The following is a 20106-nucleotide window of genomic DNA, read 5'->3' on the forward strand; positions in this document are numbered from 1 at the left end:
TCTATTACCATGATCTAGATCAAGAGCATTCATTGATTTTCATTAAATTCATATATAAATTAGAAATTACGTTTTTGGAATCGTTTAAAAGAAATAAAAAGTGGAATGCTGATCCATAAAGATAAAAACAAAATTGTGATTCCAAATACTCCGAGTAAACCTAATTGTTTTAGTAACAAAGCTCCAGAAAATCCAAGCAGCGCTGAAGAGCTGGTTTGTAGAATCAGAAGAATTCTAATTAAGTCAATGGGGTTTAGTAAAATTACGATGAGTGATGGAATCTCGATGGGATAATCTCCCAAATATAAACTGAATATAAAAACCAAAGCATCGAAGAAAATAAAAAAGTACAACCAAACCAAAAGAGAAACTGTTAAAACAATCTCACCTCTTCTAATAAAAGAAGAAGCCAAAAATGCAATCGCAACGAAAATACAAGTTAAAAAAATTCCAAATAATAGAAGTTCAAAGAATAAAAAGAGAAACTTGAGTTCACTGATAAAAAGAAAAATTCCAGGAAGCCCAAGTCCGATGATTAAACCTAACGAAAGTGATATGGTGATTCCTAAATACTTTCCAAAAAACAGAGCAGTTCTGCTAACTGATTTAGAGAGTAATACCTCAGCAAAAGGCATGGATTCTAAAAACGACATTCCTGAAAATGTTATGGAAAATAGAGGAATGACTATGAGAGTTAAGTTTAATGTACTAACGAGTAAACGAATTCCGTTTTGGTCGCCAAAAAAACTTAAGATCATCATCACAAGGATCAGAAGTCCTGAATAAATAAATACCCATCGGCTTCTTATATTTTCTTTGATTTCAAAAAATAAAATTTCTTTCATGATTTTGTTTTGTATTCCTCATTCCAGAAATTCATCAAAGCCTGATCCAAATCAGTTTTGTTGTTTTTTTGAAGGAAATTTTGGGGAGAATCATCGATAAGAATAGATCCTTCCGATAAAAGTATAAATCTATCTGCTAACTCTTGTAATTCAGCTAGAATGTGAGTAGAAAAAATGACAAGAGAACCTTCATTTCTTTTTTCTTTTAAAAGTAATTTTAATAAATGAGAAACATAAGGATCTAAACTTGCAGTAGGTTCGTCGATTACATATAAATCTTTTTTTGAAGAAAAACATTGTAAGATGCTGATTTTTTGTTTGGTTCCACCTGAAAGGGAGCCAATTTTTTTATCCATGTGGTTATTTAATTCTAAAACGGAAAATAGGTTTTGAAATCTTTCTTCCTCTACAGGTTCTAGTTTTTTAAAAAAAGAAATAAGTTCCCTAACTTTTATGTTTGTTGGGAATCTTGGAGTTTGTGGCATATAACCTAAGGTATGTGCTTTCCCTGTTTTGGTTCGGAATAAAATTTCACCGTGAGAGGGTTGCACAAGTCCGAGAATTCCTTTGATGAGTGAACTTTTGCCTGATCCGTTGGGTCCAATGATGGAAAGAATCTTCCCCGCTTCGGTTTGAAAGTTTATATCTTTGACTGCAACAGAATTAACTCCATAACTGATCGTTAGATTTTTTACTTCTATCATATTCGTTCCTTCATCCTAGGATGTTGGTCTTCAAATTCAATGGGTGTTACTATAGGGAATGCTTTTTCGATTCCTTGTAAAAAAAGAACTACTGGTGATTCATATAAAACCATGAGGAAAGGATACACGGCAATCCAGTATCCAAAGAAATGAATGGTTTTATGGGGAACATCACCGATATGGTCCTTATCCAAATCGTAACCTTCATAATGATCCCAATAGTTATTTATAAACTCATTGGTGGTAGATTTTGTATTGGTACTTACATCAAAGACGTTTTTAATAAAATTATTGTCTTTGATTTGATTATGGTCAGTGTTTCCTAAAATTTTAATTCCCCATCCATTGTTGATGAAGTCATTCTTTAAAAATTCAATATTAGTAATCCCATCTGCAAAAACGGCAATCGTATTTCCTTCAAATCGATTTTTTAAAAGTTTACTATCAGCAATATCTTTGAGTAAAATCCCGTTGGAACTTTCTCCCCAATTTTCAATAAACTGGTTTTCTTCCATGGTAATGTTTTTGCTATACATGACCGCGACACCGGCAGAATTATTCTTAAAAATATTTTTACTGAATTGATTATGCCCAGAAAACATAAAATGCATTCCATAACGAATGTTTTCTTCTGATTGATTTCCTTCTATTTTTAAGTTTTCGGAGAATTCTAAATAAATACCATCACGATGCTTTTGTAATTGATTCCCAATAATTTTGTTATGGTTTGAAGACCAAAGATGAATTCCATTTCCACCAAGTACTTCGTTTTCTGCATTTCCTATGGATATATTATCTTTGAGAGTGCAACCATTTGTTTCAGCTAGATAAAATCCATATACATTGTCTTCTAAGACTAGATTTTCAAAAAAACAATCTTTAATCTTTTCTGAATACACACCGGCAAATTCACTTAAGTCAGAGATTCCACTTCCTATGATTTTTAAATTTTGGAGATGAACTCCATTTGCATAAACCCCAAATACATGATTTTGTTTTAATCCATCAATAACAACTCCTGTTTCTCCTACGATGGATATGGATTTGGTAATGGGTAAAAATCCTTCTTTATATATTCCGGATTGGATTTTGATTGTATCTCCGTTTTGTGATAGAGAAATTGCTTTTTTGACGGAATTAACAGGACAATTTGTACATACGGAAATAGTTTTTGAATTTAGTTCTGTTAAATTAAAAAATAATAATATAAAAAAAAGAATTAGGCTTTTAGAAGATAAAATGAAAAGGTTTTGTGACCTTTTTAAAATTCTTGGTATTTTGTATTTGAATTGGTTATTGGAATTGAGCAGAGTCTTCATGAGTTTTAAAAGCAGCAAGTCCAGCTCCCATTGGAGAACGGATTTTGGTTGAATGGATGATGATCGCTTTATCTTTTGAAAGGAATTCTTTTGTATTTAAGTAGTTGGTAACCCAAATGTTTTGAATTTCTAAATTCTTTTGTTTTTGAAACTGATCCATACATTCAATGGCATCGAAGTGGTATCTTTTACCTTTGTACGTAATGAGTTGGGTATGGAATCTCATATCTACAATATTCATAGAACAATGGCTGCATTTTATTTCACCTACTGTCAGTCTTTCTGGTTGTACTTCCCCACAGCCTATGAGTGTAGCTGTGAGGAAAATAGAAACTAGTTTAAGGATTTTAAACCACATTGGATTTTTTCCTTTGTTTTTCATCCCAAAGGATATACACCAATACAATAAGACTTAGTCCAAGAATTATACCACCATAAGAAGGGTAACTACAAGCTGTGATGTTTAACATTTCTTTGCAGCCAAGCAGTGGAGGTTGGTAGGCCATACCCTCTACAATGATAGGAGCATCTGGATTTAAGTTGTGTCCATAGTTGTATTCCCATCTCCAAAAATCAGCAAGTCCAACAATTCCTACAATAATCAAGTTGATGATCCCAAGAATTGCCATCCCTACTTTAGGATAGAGCCCTGTGATGAGAGCACCAAAGATCAAATAACCAAGGACATACGGCATAAAAAGAAGTTCCGGAATGGATTCTGAAACAATTTCTTGCATACCAATGTAATGATTTAAGAGATTGATGTTTTTTAAATCATAAGGTGTGGCACCAGTGATTTTGCTAATCCAAATATGCATCCCAAGTCCTTCTGGATATTGCGGAGCCGAAATGGAAATAGACCAAATAGGAATCACATAAACTGCAACAAGTATCAAACCAACCCCTAAGATTAGGAGTCGGTTTTTTTTACTTAAACTTTGGAAAAGTAAACCTTTCATACAAGTTATGGACTAACTCGGATGTACTGTTGCATCTCTTGGTGGAGAGCAGAGCAGAAGTCAGTGCAGTAGAATGGATATACACCAGGTTTTGGAGCTACCCATTTGAAGGTTCTAGTTTCACCAGGCATGATGAGTAGGTTAGTCATGTTAGGTGCACCACCGATTGCAAAACCATGAGGAATGTCATAATCTTGTTCCAGGTTAGTTACGTGGAAGTAAAGAGTTTCTCCAGTTCTTGCTTCAATGATATCTGGTTTGAAGTGCGAACGAATCGCAGTCATGTAGATATGAGTTGTACTCCCAAGTTTAACAATCTTTGCTTCATTTTCAGTTTTGGTAGCATAGGGATGTTTGTTCTCTTCTAACGGATAGAGTTTTGCAGTTTTATCCATGATTAGTTTAGCAGGAATCATTTGTGAATAGTGTGGTTCCCCAACAGTAGGAAAGTCCGACAACAATTCTGCTTTACCAGAAGAGATATCATAAAGTTGTGCACTTTGTGGTAATTCCATCCCTACCGGTAAAAATCTATCTTTGGTAATTTTGTTCATGGCAATCAAATACTTACCATAAGGTTCGGTGGAACTACCACCAACGATAGACAAGTGTCCCACACTATAATAAGCAGGTAGATGTTGAACAACTTCCCAAGTACCAAGTTTCCATTTCACAACTTCTGAACTTACGAAACAAGAAGTATAAGCATAACCTTGTCCATCAAACTCAGTATGTAATGGACCAAGACATGGTTTTTGTACTTCTCCAGCAAGAGTTGATTCATACTTAAGAACTGGAATTCCATCGATTTCTGTCGAGTGATGTTCCTTTTTATCTTTTACTTCGATCATTTTACTAAAGGAGTGAACTGGAATGACAGATGCTAACTTTCCACCACCAACAATGTATTCTCCAGTAGAGTCTACGTCAGTTCCGTGTGGACTTTTTGGTGTTGGCATATAATACATCATACCTGGACAGTCTTTCGGATTTAACATCTTTACACCGCTTAACTTAGTTGATACGGCTGGTTTGTTTTCTTCTCGAAAGTTATTTACGTATTCACCACCAAAGTTGTAGGCCTTTCCTTGATCTTTACATTCTTTAGCACGAACCCAGTTGAATGCTAAGATAAAGTCTTTATCTTTTTTAGAAGCACCAACCTCTAACATTTTATGGGCTTGTTCAGAGTTGTAACTACTGAAGAAACACCAATCATGGGATTTCTTTTTACCACAATGGGATAAGTCATAGTCAAAACCAGGAACAAGGACTTGTAATTCAATAGAAAGTCTTCCTGTGTTTTTATCTACTTTCACCATAGTGACAGTTCCTTTGAATCCACCCTTGGAAAAACTATCAATCGGTACACTTGCTTGTGGAACAGGAACCGAGAAACGTGTTGCTGCCATCAAATACTCTGTATTCTCTGTAGCAAATGGAGATGCATGGTTTCCTGCAGTGTTTGGAATTTCTAAGATCTCTTTTGTTTCAAAAGACTTTAGATCGATCCTTGCAAGTCTTGGTGTGTTATTTGCATTGAGGAACATCCAACGACCATCTTGTTTTCCATCAGTCATAGATGCTTCTACGTGATGGCTATCATCCCAAGGTACATAACCATGAGTTGTTTTTAACATATCTTTTGTTTCTTCATCAAACCCATATCCGTTTTCAGGAAATACGGAAAATACAGGAATAATTTTGAATAATCTTGCGGATGGAATTCCGTAAACGGACATCTGACCACTAAATCCACCAGACAAAAATGCGTACACTTCGTCCTTTTCACCTGGAGCAACATACACTCTAGAAGCCGCATCAGAAGCAAGCGTTGCTGTTGCTGCTCCTTTTTTACAATTAGGAATGATTGAAAGGACAACAATTCCTAAGGTAATTAGAATTAAATTTGTTTTTTTGTTCATATAGTTACCTATTTTAAATCCATCTTACGAAAGTATTCGAGGATCTCTCTTGCCTCTTCTTCCTTTACGTTTTGAAATGTCATTTGAGTTAAGTGCTCGCCGAGTAACTCTTGTCCAATGGGATCTTTTTGAGTCATTTCGACTGGGTTCAAGATCATATTCATAATCCACTCTGGAGTTCTACGGAGTGTTACATCTTGAAGAGCAGGTCCGACTACCTTTTCTTCAAATTTGTGACAAGCGGAACATTTGGCTTCAAATTGTTTTTTGCCACGTTCAGCCATGGGTTGGTCTAAATCTCCAACGGAAATCGATTTTATTGGACCTATTCCCTTGGAACTAGCATTAGATGTTGGTGTTTCTTCAGTTTTTTCTCCTCCACAGGATATAATTGTCATTGTGACGAAGATTCCTAATACGATTCCGAGTTTCATTCGGAAGGATCCTTCTCTTAATTCTGAAAGGTTCATTTCAAATACTCCTTATTGTTTTAGTATTGATTACTTCTTTGCCTGCGGTAGTAACACTGTGTCTACTATATGGATGATTCCGTTTGCTGCGGGAATGGATGCAACGATGGTGGCACCATTAATCATAACCTTCCCATTTTTAACGGAAACTTTTGTGTGGCCGCCGTTTGCCATACCGAGTTCATCATCTTTACCTGTGAATTCTGATTTCAAAATGGATTCGGTTAAGTTACCCACAACTACATGGTATTCTAATATATCTTTTAATGTGCTTTTTTGACTTGGTTTTAAAAGGTCATCTACAGTTCCTGCAGGTAGTTTTGCAAATGCATCATTTGTTGGTGCAAACACTGTGAAAGGTCCTTGATTCGCGAGTGAGTCTACAAGACCAGCAGCTTGAACAGCAGTGACAAGAGTTGTATGATCTTTTGAACCTAAAGCAATTTTTAGAACATCTTGTTGTGATTTATCATCTGCAACCGCTGAAATCCCTTTACCAACATTGGAATCTTCACTTTTTCCGCAGTAAACACAGGCTAACGAGAAAAAGGTGACTATTGTAATCGTAGTGAATTGAAATTTTTTTTTGTTCATTGGATACCGCCCACTTATTAGTTCATTATCCATTGAACAATATTGTATAAAATTCTGTATTGATCTAAATCAAGATGAGTCACATCTCACTCGTTGATTTTTGTCAATGAAGACGATGATGAATTGTCTATCGAATTGAATGAAATGTTATGAAAGTCATTTGTAATTAGTTCTATTGGGAGGCTTTGATGGCTTTTATAATTAATTAAGAATGATTCTAATTAAAAATATTTGTTTGGTGAAATCTACAATGGGATTATTCACTTGTTCTCTCAGTGCACTAAAAAAACCTGAAAGAACGAGGTTTTTCTCATGGTAACACAGTGGGATCCGAAATACGAAACGAATATTTCAGAGATTGATTCTCAACATAAAAAACTCTTTCGATTGATTAATAATATTGAAACAGTTTACGATGAAAACAAAGAACATCTATCAGGAAAATCCAGAATCCTTCTGGATGCAGTTTCTGAACTAGAGGACTACACACTCAGTCATTTTTTAATTGAAGAGCGAGTGATGGAACTAAATCAATATCCTGATTTGGAAGCTCACAAAAAACAACACGACAGATTCACTGATAAAATTTTAGAATTAAAGAATCGTCTGACATCAGGCAATCTTTTGAGTAATGATGCAGAATTGAATCAGTTTTTTGGTGATCTCCTTCAGTTTTTACGTGCATGGCTAACAAATCATATTCTAAAAGAGGATATGGATTATAAACCATACATAAAGTTTAATATTTAAAACTTAATTCCTTATACTTGATTCATTCAAAGTATAAGGAAAATTTAATTATTTTTGACTGAAGGAATCAATTGCTAAGTTATCTGTAAGAGATGACTCTAATCCAGATTAATCTCATAAAAGTAACGAGTCCCAGAAAAATAAAAAATTTTCCAAATATCGCTAACTTAGCAAAGGGTAGAATTATTTTTGTGATTAAATATAAAATCAAACCAAAATTGTAACTAAAGAATAAGAACCAAGCCTGTTTGACTGAACCCCTCGGTTGGTCAGATAAAAATTTTGGAAACATCCAATACGCATTTCCCATAACAAACTGAATTAAAAATCCCCATATTACAATAGAGTAATGGAGAGGAAGGAGTTTCCAGATTTCTGGATTTAATGGAAAGGCTTTGTTTATCATTAAGATTACACCTAGTGATGTTCCTGATAACAAATAAATCAATGAAGTTCGAATGAGCCAAATGGATGGAGTGGGGAACATAATCTATTTTTTTGTTTGGGAGTCTAACCTTGGCCAAATTTCCAAAACATAACAAAGGATTCCTGCAAATTGTAAAAAAATTGAGATGAGATAGGGAAGAAGAGAGATCTCTCGGTTTTGATAAATGAAAGGTTCAGAAAAAATTCGAAAGAATAAACCCAGGTTGAGTGAAAAATAGGCCATCCAAGCAAGTTTAGATCCTGTTTTAGGAGAGTTGTTTTTTCCTTTGGGATACATCCAAAGGGAAACTCCGATGATAATTTGAGTGATCCAACCTAAGGCAATCATGTGCCAGTAAACTGGCATTAGGTGAATTTCCCATTGGATACTTGAAAATTCAGAAAATGCATAAATAACAACTCCCGACAATAAATACACGAGACCTGTTTTGATAAAGTATCTTGAGATTTTTGGCATCGGAAACTTTTAAAAGATTTTATTTTTTGTTTTCTTCCAGTTCAATTTTATAACTTGCATGACAAGCAACGCAGTTCCGAGTGAGTTCATCCATTTCTTTTAATAATCCATGAATGTCTTGTTTTTTACGAATTTTAACAGCTATTTCATCAAATTTTTCGTGAGTCCCAAATCCTAATTTTTTAAATTCTACGGGAAGTTTGAGAAGGATTGTTTTTTCTTGGTGTTCTAAGCTGGCAACAAGTCCCATACCGACAGCATCTGCAGCTTTTGCAGCACGTTCATAATCTTTTTCAGCAAGTCCATTTAACATTCCATTGACGGATGTTAGTAATGCTCTCATCTCTGTCAAAACCAGTTGGCGTTCCGCTGGAGTTAAATGAATAGCAGTACGATCATCTAGAGAACGGCTTGTACTTCCAAAATAAAAAAAGTATCCTAAGATCACTACTGTTGCGATCCAAAGCCCTATAGAAATTTTTCCAAAAGAGATTGATTTCATTTTTTTACCTTTTAAATATTTTGTTCCATTCCTAAATAAATACTAAATACACTCATTTGTTTGTTATAAGAAAATTGAAATGGATGAACCTCTGTCCTAGAATAGACAGTATGTGATAACGTCCAGTCTGAAGTTTTCCCTCCGTATGTTTTTTTAGGAAAACCATATTCACAAGCAATATGGAATGTGGAATCATTCCAGGAGACACTTCCTCCGAGAGAGACATGGTGTTCGATACTTGCTCCCAACATCGGACTCACTCCACTTGCAGGAATTATGTTGTTTCCGTAACTATAACCCATTCTAGTCATATAACGATCATTCCATTTATATTCAGCACCGATTGCAAATATGGTTTGGTTTTTCCAATTTAGATTAAATTGAAATGAGTTGGTTTCGATACCAACTGGTGTTCTTACCCAAACATCTTCTGTTCGAAATTTGGTGGAACTAAAACTCTCTGACCAAGGAATGTATTTGATATCAAAGGCGAGGATTAATTTATCAGTTCGATATGAAATTCCAACAATATGTTTATCAGGCCAAATCATATATCTTGATACTCTAGTTCCAAAGGACCGTTCAGGAGCATAACCATCCACCTTCATGGTTCCGTCCATTGGCAGTACATTTCTCGTTGTATAAGAATAAGCAATTCGAATGTTTTCTGTTAGGTCATATGAAGTTCCAATTTTTCCTCCTAAAGTATAAGCAGAATCACTTTGGTAACGAATTCCCCCCGGAATCGTGAGGCTTCTAGTTTCATCTTGGTAGGTTCTTTTTAGTTCCATAAACCCATAAACAAAGTCAATTCCTGCACCTATTGCAAAGTTCCCTTTTTTGTAGCCAGCACCAAACGTGGATTTCATGGTCATAAATCGGAAGTTTAAATCTTCCACTGCTTTTGTACTTTCACCAATGATAGGAATGTTTGTGCCGAATGTTTCATTTAATGTTCTTCCATCCGGTGTATGGCGTTTGATATTTTTGAACTGCCCACCACCACCACCTTGTGCATACAAAGCAAAACCGATACTGAGATTCTCTGTTATGGGTTTGATGATTCCCATATATGGTAATATTGCTTTTGGATGTTCAACAGTTGTGTTGCGATAAGAGCGGGCTGGATCTGGATCTATGTATTCATCATTATATTCGATAGATGGTAAATGAATTCCTGAACCTAACTCCCATTTGGTTCTTTTGACTCGAGCTAGATGGGATGGATTTGATTCTAAGTCCATTACTGAACCACCAACGGCTTGGAAAGCGCCCCCCATTCCGGCTTGCCTGGCTCCAAAGGCAGGTTGCATAATCCCGTGGAAGGCAAGGAGGTCTCCGTGGGAGAACCAGGGTGCTAAGCTTAGAATTAGAATGAATGGAATGATGAAAATGCGACTCGAAATCATTTGTTTCAGGGAAAGGGGGCATTCTGGGCTGTCAAGGTGATAAATGACTAAAAAATGGAGAACCCTCGTGAGGCTAAAATTCCTAAAACTGCAATTGTGACTGAAATCAGTAAGTTGAACCTTCCGAAGAAAGAGGATGTTTTTCTATACCGTTCAAAACGTACGGTATCTGTGAATTGATAAGTAAAGGTTTTGGGACCAGTCACAAAATCATGATATAAAGATGATAAAAACAATATGCTAAATAAAGTGATTTTTCCGATAAACATGAAACCGATGTTAGATGTCCATAATTCTTTGATAGAACTAGGCTCAAAATATCCCTTTTGAATTAAAAGACCTGTCCCTGAAAGTATAAATACAACGAAGATATAGTAAGAAATTTTTCTAAACTGAGTTGCTGTGAGTTGTAGTAATCTTAACTTTTGGTCTTTCAATTCTGGATTTCTAATGACGGGGATGACTACAATGACATAGAAGATCATTCCACCTACCCAAATCATTGCGGAGAATATATGAAAGATTAGTAGAGTAAAATACAAAGACACGATAACTTAAATTCAAATAGATACACTTGTTTGTCGTTTCCTTTTTTAATTTTAGAAACAATCTAAAATTTGTTTTAGATATTTTTCCTTTTTAGAAAAAGGGATTCTTTTGGGATGGGTAAAGAGTATGTCCCAAATTAGAAAGATTCCAGAACTTTTACTTCCAGCAGGAAGTTTAGATAAATTAGAAATTGCTTATATGTATGGTGCGGATGCAGCTTATTGTGGTGTTCCTCGATTTTCATTAAGAGCAAGAGAAAATGATTTTACTATGGAGGCTTTAGAAAAGGGAGTTTCGCTCGCAAGAAAACTTGGCAAAAAAATCTATTTCACTGTTAATAATATTCCTCGAAATTCTAAAATTCCATCTTATCCTAAATATTTAGATCAAATGGCAGCACTAAAACCAGATGCTTTTATCATGGCAGATCCTGGTTTGATTTTAATGACCAAAGAATCACATCCGGAAATTGACATTCATATCTCTGTCCAAGCAAATACTATGAATTATGCTGCTGTTAAGTTTTGGAAACAGTTTGGGGCCACTCGAGTGATTCTTTCTCGTGAAGTATCCATCTCTGAAATTGCAGAAATTAAAAACCAAGTTCCTGATATGGAAATTGAAGTGTTTGTTCATGGTTCGATTTGTATTGCTCACAGTGGTCGTTGTTTTATGAGTAATTATTTCAAAAAACGAGATGCGAACCAAGGTTCTTGTAATAACTCATGTCGTGATTTGTATAAAGTGTTTGTTACAAACCCAAAACAAAATGATGAACCTATGGAACTCATCACAGATGAAGATGGAACTTTTTTAATGAATTCGAAAGACCTTCGAGCTATCGAGTTTTTACAAGAGTTATGTGATGCAGGCGTTGATTCTGTGAAAGTAGAAGGTCGCACTAAAAATGATTATTATGTAGGTATGGTGGCTCGTAGTTACAGGCAAACATTAGATGGAATTGCAAGAGGTGAAAGTTTTGACCGGAAGTGGTTAGAAGAATTGGATAAAGTATCTTCTAGAAAATATTTTTCCGGATTCTTAACCCATGGTATGGAAGATCGTGTTTCTGATGAAGAAAGAGATTTTCAAAACAATGAATTTGGCACTAGTTTACAGATGAGCCAAAAATATGCAGGTTTTGTAAAAGAATACAAACCAGATTCAAAACGAATTGTGATTGAAGTGAAAAACAAAATTCAAAAAGGAGATTTGATGGAAGTGATCACAGCTTCAGATCCAAGTCCCTTAACATTCACTGTGGACCAAATTTTTTATAAACAAAATCCAGTAGAGGTGATCAGTGGTGGGATGGGAACAGTGGAACTAGAGGTTCCTTTTGCCATTCCTTCTAGTTCTTTTTTAAGCAAAAAACTTTAGTATAACCAATATCATTGAGATCGTTCTAGCAGAAATCATTCAAAGTGATTTGTTCTGAGAATCTTTCTAAACAGAATTGTTAATAGAATAGAGAAATGAAAAAGGTACGGTATTTTTGTGAAAAATAAATCCAGTTTGATCGTCATTCTTCTATTTGCATTTGTCTTACACTGTGGTAAAGATTCTAACCAAGAAAATACCTCACCAGAAGAAACGGAAAAGTCTATTTCTGCCGATATGATTGAGGCAAAAAAGGTATCTCCCAGTGCTCCTAGAGCGGAAGGAAGTTCTGAATCCTCTTCGGTAGAAAACCAATTGGGACAAGTATTTGTTCCCATTCAAAATGCCGCAGAACGTTTGTTGGAATACCAAATTCAATTAAGTTATGAAACGCAAGATTTGATCAAAACACGTAAGGATCTTCTTAGTTTTATTACTAAATATGGTTTTATTGAAAGTAGTTCGGCAGTGAACTCAGATTCTCCTTATATGAGTTTACGAGTTCGGATCAGGTCTGAGAAAATATATGATGCTTTGATTGAGTTAGATTCCTATGGAGTTTTGCAGAGCGAGGATATCTCGACTGTGGATCATACAGAAGGGATGGCCTTACAAAAGATCAAATCAAATCGAGAAAAAATCCGTTTGTTACGGCGAACGAACGCAAACAACCAAACTTCTGCTCAATCCAAAAATTGGCAGGCCATCGAAGAAGCAATTTCCGAAAGTGAGAACGGTTTAGATAACTCGGAACATGAAATTTGGAAAATAAAAGATAAAGTTAAATGGGCGACCTTGAGCATTCAATTTACAATCCCTACACAACCAGATCGAATCCAAATACCGATTTATAAAAATGCTTGGATTGGAATTCTAAATTTATTTTTGGAATTAACGTATTACTTAATTTGGATGATTCCCTTTTTAATACTGGTTGGCATTTTATATCTTCCTTTGAAAAAGATTTATCAATACTTTAGAAAATAATGAGGTTTGCTATTAAACATGATTGGGATTTTTATTTAGTCCCAATCTTTTCTTGAGATTTGATTCTTAAACGGAAACCGGATAATTTCGAATCCAGATTTCCGAGGATTGGGGATCATCATAAAAATGTTCCGATTCCTTTCCAAATTTACGTTCATACTCGGTAATTTTGTAGCTATCATGATGACAATGAACTGCTGCTACACACTCCACTCCATTTTCTGACGTTAGTTTTAAGTTGTTTGCTTCTTCGAATAGATCCAAATACCCTACCCGCCAATTGTGCTTGCTCAAAAGTAAAGGAATTATGTCGCGATAAGACTTATGTGCGGAGACGGAGGCTGGATTCAGTCCGTGAAGGTTTACAAAGATTTTGAATTTTGTACCGGAGGGAAGGTTCGCAAAAGTATTTTCTAAACCTTGTTTCCAGCTTAGGATTTCTGTTTCTGTGACTGCTCCAGTGATACGAGTTGTAACCAGGTGGTTCGATTCGTCCCATATTGTGTATTGATCGTGATTCATATTTCTTTGACATTAGGACTCATCCTGAAATTAAAAAAAAGGAATTTTAATCAGAATGATTCTAGCTAGATTGCCAAAAAACCGTAGCTAAGAATCCTTACATTTAAGCCGTAAGATTGCTTCTTAAAAAAATAAAAACATCGGTCACAATCTCTAGAAACAAAGTTTGGGAAAAATTTATGCAACGTAATTCGATTAAATTCATTTTGTTACTGAGTGGAGCTTCCATTCTTTTTATCATCAGCTGTTTGGTGGGCACAGTCGCTTACTATTTCGGACAAAAAAAAATCCAAGAAGCTTATATCAGTCAAATGCAAGGGACAGTGGGAATTGTTGGTCAGTCGATTAATGATTTTTTTGTGAGCCACGTTAATGTGATCAAAACTGTTGCCAATGACCAAAGGACTATTGCCTCTATCAAAACGGGAAAACCAATTGCTCAATCTTATTACAAAGAGCTTACCGATCTTTATAAAGTTTACGAAAATATTTATACTCATACTTACGATAATGATCCTCGTGTTGTCTCTGATGCAACAGGGCAGGCTATCGGTTGGAAAATGAAACCAGAAGATATGGATCCGGCTGAGCTCAAAGCAGGTAAAGAAAAAAGACATTTTATAGGAAAGCCGCTTTTAAATCCTCTTACAAACAATCCAGTGGCAACCATTACTTACCCTGTGTATGACAATGGAAAGTTAATCGGTAATTCAGGGATTGCTCTTTCGCTCACAGACCTAACTGATTTAGTAATCAATAAAATCAAAATAGGTCGAGATGGTTATGTGGTCGTTGCAACGACAGCAGGGGTGTTAATTGCTTTAAAGGATAAATCACAGATATTAAAGTATGATTTGTCTAAAGATGAAGCTGGTGCCAAAATGGTGGCTTTAAAAACAGGTGAGGTCTTAGAATTTGATTATTTAGAGAAAGAACATCTTGCTGTAAGTTATCAGCTAAAAGAATGGGGGGTGATCATTCTTGCGGTCCAACCCAAAGAAGAAATCAAAGAGGCACTATTTGATTTGATGATTACAATCATTATTTCTTCAGTAGTGATTGCTTTAATATCGATTTGGTTTTTATATGTATTACTCAGTAAACGTTTGAATCCATTGGAAGATGTCAGTGGTATTTTCAAAGCGATGGCTGGTGGAGATTTAACTTCTACCATCAAAGTAGTTTACGATGATGAAATTGGACGAATGGGACAAGGACTAAATGCCTTCATTGCAAGCTTACGAAAATCATTTGAAGAAATTCAACGAATTACCTTGGAACTTGCTTCCGCCTCAGAAGAGTTAACTTCTTCTTCCAATAATTTTGCAACTGGTGCCCAGTCGACTGCGGCCTCTTCAGAAGAAATGTCTGCTACTGTGGAAGAGATGTCTGCAGGAATGGAAAATATCGCAGCCTCCACGGATAGACAGTTTGGAAACTTCACCAACTTTCATTCTAAGATTCGAGAGTTATCGGAAAGTATTCGTAAGATTGGATCGGAGATCGAGAGCACTTTAAAATTGGCAGAGTCCATTTCAGACCAAGCAAAAAAAGGGGAAGAGTCCATCCAAGGAATGAGCCAAATGATCGAAAATATCCTTCATTCCTCCGGGGAAATGACTGCCATCATTCAGATCATCAATGAAATTTCAGACCAAACGCAGTTGTTAGCATTGAATGCTGCGATTGAGGCGGCAAGGGCTGGAGAAGCAGGAAGGGGATTTGCTGTGGTTGCCGATGAGATTTCAAAACTCTCAGAAAAAACTGCCTCATCGATTAAGTCGATTGGTACGATGATCACTAAAAACAATCGAGAGTTAGATTCGGGTGCGAATGCCATTCGTTCTTCTGCAGAAATGTTACACAATATCATTCAAAATGTGGAAACAGTTAGTATTGCCATGAATCAATTGTATCAAGTCACTGCCGCTCAAGAATCGATCAAACGAGAAGTAGACCGAGGTGCAGAACAAATGGGTCTTGATGCTGAATCCATCAAACTATCCACAAGTGAACAAAAAAGAGCCGTGAGAGAAATTTCTGAAGTCATCATTCAAATCAATGAACATACGTTAAGTACAGCCTCTGGTTCAGAAGAAATGTCATCTTCGGCACAAAATTTAGCTTCTACAGCGGAAATACTCAGAGGGATTACAGAGCGGTTTAAGTTATAAAATATATTTTATTAAGATCTATTTGGGATCAATTTTGACTGTATTTACAATCGATTTGATCCCAATTAATATTGGTTCAAAGTTGTCGTAGGCAAAACCGGTTCCTATAAAATAAAAAATTTCTTTTTGTGAGAAAATCCAGGCCGCTGAAGTTACTTTGATTTCATTTTTGTAGACAATCTCTTACATTAATAATACCCCATTTCCCGTTCAAAGAATAGCTAATGATTCCATCATGATAGGAATTCAGGTCTTCAAAAATAGGAGGAACTAACCATTCCGCATTTGTATTGATAAATCCTTTTTTTCCATTTTCTTTGACCACTGCCATACCATTGGAAAAAGACTGAATTGAACTAAATTTGGGTTCTAATAGATATTTGCCCTGTTTGTTAATGATTCCGTATTGATTGTTGATTTCAACAACAGCATAACCTTCTTCAAAGTCGTATTCTGAATCGTAAATTGGTTCGATGATTACCTTCCCTGTTTGGTCAAGAAAACCCCATTTTTGATTGAGTTTAAATCGAACCAACCCTTCATGAAAGAGGCTAAGATAATCATAATTAGGTGGAATGATGACTTTGAAATTATAGTCCATCATCCCCGTCTTTTCATAACGTTGGAAAGTGACAGCTCCTTCATAATAAGTATTTTTGATTTCATATTCATCATGAACAAAAATCTTTTCTATACCTTTGTTGTTGACGAGGCCTTGGTGTTCGTCTCGTTTGAAAATGGCCCAATCTTCATATAATGGACTTAAATAATCATACTTAGGTGATATTATGAATTTTCCTTTGGTATCTATGATTCCAAATTTTCCTGCTTGTTTGACCAGTGCTGATCCATTGCGAAAGAGAAAAGCATCTTCAAAATAAAGATCACCGAGTAGGTTTCCTTTTTTATCTATATAACCTTTTGGATCTCTTCTATCTTCTCCATCTCGATAGACGGCATATCCATCAACAAAGTCACTAACAAATGAAAATTGAAATATAAATACTGTTTTATCATTCGTATCAATAAATCCAAATTTTCCGTTTTTCTTTGCTCGAATCCAATTTTCAGAAACCTGAGATAGATGTTCATAATTAGGAAAGTGAATTTTAATTTTAGGTTCTCTTATTCCTACATAGGAATAAGTTTTGTTTTCGCCTTCAATGGAAGTGAGTACGAAATTAAAATCACAACCGTGGAAGGTTGGTTTTTCTTTTTTTGGTAATGTAGTGCAAGAGAGAAGAGTCGTAAATACAATCAGGAAGGTACTTTGTTTCATAGAAACCATCATAAATACAAAGTTAGTTTATGATTTCCGAATCGAAAAGGAATATTTAAACAACTGAAGGTATCCTCTTTGATGTAACTTTGTTTAAATCTTTGTTATACGAGAGACCCACGCCCCGGATCGTAGCGGAAATCCTTTGTGAAACAAAGATTGCAGCGTAGAGCCGGAAAAGGCGCCCAGAGATCTACAAAAAATGGTTCGACAGGGGATTAGAAGTTGTCACCATTTTTCACTATTGGTTCTTCCGAGGGTGTATGTCTAATTTCCTTAAGAGTTTCATTTATTTATTTTTCTTCTTTTGTTTGGTTCAATGTTTGGGAAGTCGACGCCCAATTGTTCCTTCTTATGTAGATCCACAAGGAAGTTTACGTGATGCTGCTGTTGGGAAAAAGTTTATGGTCTCCACAGGGAATCCATTGGCTACAAAGGCTGCGATCCAGGTTTTGGAAAATGGAGGGAATGCCATTGATGCAGCCGTAGCAGCCTTGCTTGTGTTAAATGTAACAAATGGAGAAGCTGCTAGTTTTCCTTCTGTGGCTCCAACGTTAATCTACGATAAAAAATCAGGACAAATCAAAAGTTATATAGGTGCGGGAACTGCTCCCAAAAAAGCAAACATCGAATGGTTTAAAGAAAAAGGTTACGATGTGATGCCTAAAAATTCTATACTATCACAATTATTACCGGCCTCACCCGATGTTATCGTGAGACTCTTACAAGAGCATGGAACAAAATCTTTTTCTGAACTAGTGGCACCGGCAATCGCGATCGCCGAGGAAGGGTTTCCTGCAAATCGAATTCTTGTAAAAAACTTAGATTTACCATTGTACAAACGTTTGGGTTTCACGATCATCATGCCTTACAATTCAGAAGTGTATCTGGAAAAAAAATGGTGGTATGGGATTCGGGAAGGGGAACTGACGAAAAGACTAGATCTTGCAAAAACTTGGAAGTCTATGGCAACTGAGGAAAAAGAAAGTTTAAAAACGGGAAAAACCAGAGAACAAGCGTTAGAATCTGTAAGAGATTATTTTTATAAGGGAGCAATTGCTGACTCAATTGTAAAACTTCATACCGACAAAGGTGGACTCTTTACTAAAGAGGATTTAGAAAATTATTCAGGTGGATGGGAAGAGCCAGTTTCTGGTCAGTTCGGAGAATATCAGATTTTATCAAACCAAACTTGGACACAAGGACCTATAGTACCAATGGTATTACAGATATTAGATGGTATCGATTTAAAATCGATGGGTCATAATTCTCCAGAGTACATTCACACTGTATCACAGGCCATTGAACTTGCCATTGCCGATAGAGAAAGGTATTTTGGAGATCCAAAATTTGTGGATGTCCCTCTTGATGGTTTATTATCAAAAAAATATGCAGGACTTCGTCGAAAACTGATTCAAAAAGAGGCTTTTGGAGAAACTCCTCCGAGTGGAGATCCTTGGTCATTTTCTTCTAGAAAAAAACCATCTTCACAAAATTCACCTAACGAGGTAAAGGAGAAGGAGATCAGCGAAATCAAATACGGTAAGGATACTACTTATTTGACTATAGTGGACCCAGAAGGAAATGCCATATCTCTCACTCCGAGTGATTTTCCACAATCACCTATGGTTCCTGGAACGGGACTTACTTTAGGAATTCGAATGACTCAGTTTCGTTTGGATCCCAATCATCCTTCGGCTCTAGCCCCTGGTAAAAGACCAAGGATCACTCCCAATCCAGGAATGGTTTTAAAAAATGGAAAGTTATGGATGAGTTTTGGAACACCGGGCGGTGATGTACAAAGCCAAGCAATGATCCAATTTTTTTTGAATGTTGTAGTTTTTGGAATGGATCCGCAAAAAGCAGTGGAAGCACCTAGGTTTCGTTCGGTGAATTGGCCAGATAGTTTTTCACCCCATGTTTATCGTCCTGGTGGGATTGAACTGGAAGAGGGTTTGTATCAACTGACTTCTGATTCCCTCACCAAAAAGGGATACAAGGTATATAAAAAGGCAAACTTAGATAATGATTTGGGATCTGTTTGCGCTGTCATCAAGGATGAAACAAATAAACAACTGATAGGTGTTGCTGATCCTAGAGAAGAATCTTGGGCAGAGGGAAAATAAAACATTCCAATGACCAAAATACTTCTCATCGAAGATGAACCTGGAATCCAAGAAACCATTCAAATTTCTTTAGAGTCGGAAGGATTTTCTATTTCCATCGCTTCCACCGGAAAAGAAGGCATCCAAAAAGTAACGAATGAAATTTCTTTAATCATTCTTGATATTGGTTTACCGGACCAAAACGGATTTGAAGTTTTAAAAGAGATTCGAAAACAATTCCAAACTCCTGTTATTTTTTTAACTGCAAGAAATACTGAGATAGATAAAATTCTTGGATTGGAAATTGGTGCTGATGATTATATTGTAAAACCCTTTAGTCCCAGAGAACTTTTGGCAAGAATTCGTGCGATTTTGCGGCGGACTACCCAAATACAAAATCTAGAAGAGCATAAACTTAGAATTTCATTGGACAAAAAGTTGGTATATTGTCAAGGGCAGACATTGAATTTTTCTCCTTACGAATATAAAACAATGGAGTTGTTTTTTAAGTGGCCAGGTCGTATCTTTACTCGCGAAGAAATTATGGACAATGTTTGGACAGAACCAGAAGATAGTTTCGACCGCGCCGTGGATACAGTTATCAAAAACATCCGTGCCAGGTTCAAAGAAATTGATCCAGACTTTGACCCGATTGAAACAAGAAGGGGACAAGGTTATGGACTAAAGGAAAAAATATGAACCTTTGGATTCGTATCATCGTTAGTTTTT

The 20106-nt window shown here is 35.9% G+C and carries 21 protein-coding genes; 6 read left to right on the plus strand and 15 right to left on the minus strand.

Annotated features, from left to right (window positions below; all coding sequences use genetic code 11):
• Positions 1-59: 59 nt before the first annotated feature.
• From CH361_RS04515 to CH361_RS04550, 8 genes are read right to left on the minus strand one after another with little or no spacing between them, the layout of a single operon-like run.
• Positions 60-845 carry an ABC transporter permease gene (locus CH361_RS04515; RefSeq protein WP_100789646.1) on the minus strand — a complete coding sequence of 262 codons (786 nt, stop codon included), beginning with the start codon at positions 843-845 and terminating at the stop codon, positions 60-62.
• A complete protein-coding gene (locus CH361_RS04520) occupies positions 842-1549 on the minus strand; it encodes an ABC transporter ATP-binding protein (protein ID WP_100789647.1) in 708 nt (235 codons plus the stop codon). Before CH361_RS04520 ends, CH361_RS04515 begins: the two co-directional genes overlap by 4 nt.
• A complete protein-coding gene (locus tag CH361_RS04525) occupies positions 1546-2868 on the minus strand; it encodes a nitrous oxide reductase family maturation protein NosD (RefSeq protein WP_100789648.1) in 1323 nt (440 codons plus the stop codon). Before CH361_RS04525 ends, CH361_RS04520 begins: the two co-directional genes overlap by 4 nt.
• Positions 2843-3226: a nitrous oxide reductase accessory protein NosL gene (locus CH361_RS04530; protein WP_100789649.1), complete on the minus strand. Its 384-nt coding sequence runs from the start codon at positions 3224-3226 to the stop codon at positions 2843-2845. The genes CH361_RS04525 and CH361_RS04530 overlap by 26 nt, the downstream gene beginning before the upstream one ends.
• Entirely contained in the window at positions 3216-3827 is a 612-nt protein-coding gene (locus CH361_RS04535; protein WP_100789650.1) for a hypothetical protein, read from the minus strand. Before CH361_RS04535 ends, CH361_RS04530 begins: the two co-directional genes overlap by 11 nt.
• Before the next feature lie 5 nt (positions 3828-3832).
• Positions 3833-5752 carry a Sec-dependent nitrous-oxide reductase gene (gene nosZ, locus CH361_RS04540; protein WP_100789651.1) on the minus strand — a complete coding sequence of 640 codons (1920 nt, stop codon included), beginning with the start codon at positions 5750-5752 and terminating at the stop codon, positions 3833-3835.
• A gap of 8 nt (positions 5753-5760) precedes the next feature.
• A complete protein-coding gene (locus CH361_RS04545) occupies positions 5761-6222 on the minus strand; it encodes a c-type cytochrome (protein WP_100789652.1) in 462 nt (153 codons plus the stop codon).
• Between the two features lie 30 nt (positions 6223-6252).
• Complete coding sequence (locus CH361_RS04550) at positions 6253-6816, minus strand: fasciclin domain-containing protein (RefSeq protein WP_244279565.1); 564 nt, start codon at positions 6814-6816, stop codon at positions 6253-6255.
• 312 nt (positions 6817-7128) lie between these two features.
• Here CH361_RS04550 and CH361_RS04555 point away from each other — a divergent pair, with 312 nt between their 5' ends.
• Positions 7129-7566, plus strand: coding sequence for a bacteriohemerythrin (locus CH361_RS04555; protein ID WP_100789654.1), 438 nt, complete (start codon positions 7129-7131; stop codon positions 7564-7566).
• Positions 7567-7645: 79 nt separating this feature from the next.
• On the opposite strand, the gene CH361_RS04560 is transcribed toward CH361_RS04555, so the two are convergent.
• Genes CH361_RS04560 through CH361_RS04580 form a run of 5 tightly spaced genes read right to left on the minus strand, consistent with a single transcriptional unit; the run spans position 7646 to position 10866 of the window.
• Positions 7646-8053 (minus strand): heme-copper oxidase family protein, encoded by a 408-nt coding sequence (locus CH361_RS04560; RefSeq protein ID WP_100789655.1) that lies wholly within the window; start codon positions 8051-8053, stop codon positions 7646-7648.
• A 3-nt stretch (positions 8054-8056) separates the two neighbouring features.
• On the minus strand, positions 8057-8470 hold the full coding sequence (locus CH361_RS04565) for a hypothetical protein (protein ID WP_100789656.1): 414 nt from the start codon (positions 8468-8470) through the stop codon (positions 8057-8059).
• Between the two features lie 19 nt (positions 8471-8489).
• Positions 8490-8972 carry a hypothetical protein gene (locus CH361_RS04570; protein WP_100789657.1) on the minus strand — a complete coding sequence of 161 codons (483 nt, stop codon included), beginning with the start codon at positions 8970-8972 and terminating at the stop codon, positions 8490-8492.
• Between the two features lie 11 nt (positions 8973-8983).
• Complete coding sequence (locus CH361_RS04575; RefSeq protein ID WP_100789658.1) at positions 8984-10381, minus strand: OmpP1/FadL family transporter; 1398 nt, start codon at positions 10379-10381, stop codon at positions 8984-8986.
• A gap of 47 nt (positions 10382-10428) precedes the next feature.
• Positions 10429-10866 carry a hypothetical protein gene (locus CH361_RS04580; RefSeq protein ID WP_244279567.1) on the minus strand — a complete coding sequence of 146 codons (438 nt, stop codon included), beginning with the start codon at positions 10864-10866 and terminating at the stop codon, positions 10429-10431.
• A 190-nt stretch (positions 10867-11056) separates the two neighbouring features.
• Here CH361_RS04580 and CH361_RS04585 point away from each other — a divergent pair, with 190 nt between their 5' ends.
• Together CH361_RS04585 and CH361_RS04590 are read left to right on the plus strand one after the other, a co-directional pair.
• Positions 11057-12310: a U32 family peptidase C-terminal domain-containing protein gene (locus tag CH361_RS04585; RefSeq protein WP_100789660.1), complete on the plus strand. Its 1254-nt coding sequence runs from the start codon at positions 11057-11059 to the stop codon at positions 12308-12310.
• A gap of 117 nt (positions 12311-12427) precedes the next feature.
• Entirely contained in the window at positions 12428-13297 is an 870-nt protein-coding gene (locus tag CH361_RS04590) for a DUF4349 domain-containing protein (RefSeq protein ID WP_100789661.1), read from the plus strand.
• A gap of 66 nt (positions 13298-13363) precedes the next feature.
• Here the strand turns inward: CH361_RS04590 and CH361_RS04595 are convergent, their stop codons facing one another.
• Entirely contained in the window at positions 13364-13819 is a 456-nt protein-coding gene (locus CH361_RS04595) for a hypothetical protein (RefSeq protein ID WP_100789662.1), read from the minus strand.
• A 179-nt stretch (positions 13820-13998) separates the two neighbouring features.
• Here CH361_RS04595 and CH361_RS04600 point away from each other — a divergent pair, with 179 nt between their 5' ends.
• Positions 13999-15993, plus strand: a complete 1995-nt coding sequence (locus tag CH361_RS04600) for a methyl-accepting chemotaxis protein (RefSeq protein WP_100789663.1) — start codon at positions 13999-14001, stop codon at positions 15991-15993.
• 163 nt (positions 15994-16156) lie between these two features.
• Here the strand turns inward: CH361_RS04600 and CH361_RS04605 are convergent, their stop codons facing one another.
• Positions 16157-17272: a WG repeat-containing protein gene (locus CH361_RS04605; RefSeq protein WP_100790020.1), complete on the minus strand. Its 1116-nt coding sequence runs from the start codon at positions 17270-17272 to the stop codon at positions 16157-16159.
• Between the two features lie 263 nt (positions 17273-17535).
• Here CH361_RS04605 and CH361_RS04610 point away from each other — a divergent pair, with 263 nt between their 5' ends.
• A complete protein-coding gene (locus CH361_RS04610) occupies positions 17536-19398 on the plus strand; it encodes a gamma-glutamyltransferase family protein (RefSeq protein ID WP_100789664.1) in 1863 nt (620 codons plus the stop codon).
• A gap of 9 nt (positions 19399-19407) precedes the next feature.
• A complete protein-coding gene (locus CH361_RS04615) occupies positions 19408-20076 on the plus strand; it encodes a response regulator (protein WP_100789665.1) in 669 nt (222 codons plus the stop codon).
• The last annotated feature ends 30 nt before the right edge of the window (positions 20077-20106 follow it).

This window comes from Leptospira brenneri, from assembly GCF_002812125.1.
GTDB classification, from domain to species: domain Bacteria; phylum Spirochaetota; class Leptospiria; order Leptospirales; family Leptospiraceae; genus Leptospira_A; species Leptospira_A brenneri.

Excerpts from the sequence above, each read along its gene's own strand:
- CH361_RS04515 (WP_100789646.1), bottom strand. The coding sequence starts at position 845 with ATGAAAGAAATTTTATTTTTTGAAATCAAAGAAAATATAAGAAGCCGA.
- CH361_RS04565 (WP_100789656.1), bottom strand. The coding sequence starts at position 8,470 with ATGCCAAAAATCTCAAGATACTTTATCAAAACAGGTCTCGTGTATTTA.
- CH361_RS04580 (WP_244279567.1), bottom strand. The coding sequence starts at position 10,866 with ATGATCTTCTATGTCATTGTAGTCATCCCCGTCATTAGAAATCCAGAA.
- nosZ (WP_100789651.1), bottom strand. The coding sequence starts at position 5,752 with ATGAACAAAAAAACAAATTTAATTCTAATTACCTTAGGAATTGTTGTC.
- CH361_RS04550 (WP_244279565.1), bottom strand. The coding sequence starts at position 6,816 with ATGAACAAAAAAAAATTTCAATTCACTACGATTACAATAGTCACCTTT.
- CH361_RS04560 (WP_100789655.1), bottom strand. The coding sequence starts at position 8,053 with ATGTTCCCCACTCCATCCATTTGGCTCATTCGAACTTCATTGATTTAT.
- CH361_RS04585 (WP_100789660.1), top strand. The coding sequence starts at position 11,057 with ATGTCCCAAATTAGAAAGATTCCAGAACTTTTACTTCCAGCAGGAAGT.
- CH361_RS04570 (WP_100789657.1), bottom strand. The coding sequence starts at position 8,972 with ATGAAATCAATCTCTTTTGGAAAAATTTCTATAGGGCTTTGGATCGCA.
- CH361_RS04610 (WP_100789664.1), top strand. The coding sequence starts at position 17,536 with ATGTCTAATTTCCTTAAGAGTTTCATTTATTTATTTTTCTTCTTTTGT.
- CH361_RS04605 (WP_100790020.1), bottom strand. The coding sequence starts at position 17,272 with ATGAAACAAAGTACCTTCCTGATTGTATTTACGACTCTTCTCTCTTGC.
- CH361_RS04555 (WP_100789654.1), top strand. The coding sequence starts at position 7,129 with ATGGTAACACAGTGGGATCCGAAATACGAAACGAATATTTCAGAGATT.
- CH361_RS04525 (WP_100789648.1), bottom strand. The coding sequence starts at position 2,868 with ATGAAGACTCTGCTCAATTCCAATAACCAATTCAAATACAAAATACCA.
- CH361_RS04520 (WP_100789647.1), bottom strand. The coding sequence starts at position 1,549 with ATGATAGAAGTAAAAAATCTAACGATCAGTTATGGAGTTAATTCTGTT.
- CH361_RS04615 (WP_100789665.1), top strand. The coding sequence starts at position 19,408 with ATGACCAAAATACTTCTCATCGAAGATGAACCTGGAATCCAAGAAACC.
- CH361_RS04545 (WP_100789652.1), bottom strand. The coding sequence starts at position 6,222 with ATGAACCTTTCAGAATTAAGAGAAGGATCCTTCCGAATGAAACTCGGA.
- CH361_RS04575 (WP_100789658.1), bottom strand. The coding sequence starts at position 10,381 with ATGATTTCGAGTCGCATTTTCATCATTCCATTCATTCTAATTCTAAGC.
- CH361_RS04600 (WP_100789663.1), top strand. The coding sequence starts at position 13,999 with ATGCAACGTAATTCGATTAAATTCATTTTGTTACTGAGTGGAGCTTCC.
- CH361_RS04535 (WP_100789650.1), bottom strand. The coding sequence starts at position 3,827 with ATGAAAGGTTTACTTTTCCAAAGTTTAAGTAAAAAAAACCGACTCCTA.
- CH361_RS04530 (WP_100789649.1), bottom strand. The coding sequence starts at position 3,226 with ATGTGGTTTAAAATCCTTAAACTAGTTTCTATTTTCCTCACAGCTACA.
- CH361_RS04595 (WP_100789662.1), bottom strand. The coding sequence starts at position 13,819 with ATGAATCACGATCAATACACAATATGGGACGAATCGAACCACCTGGTT.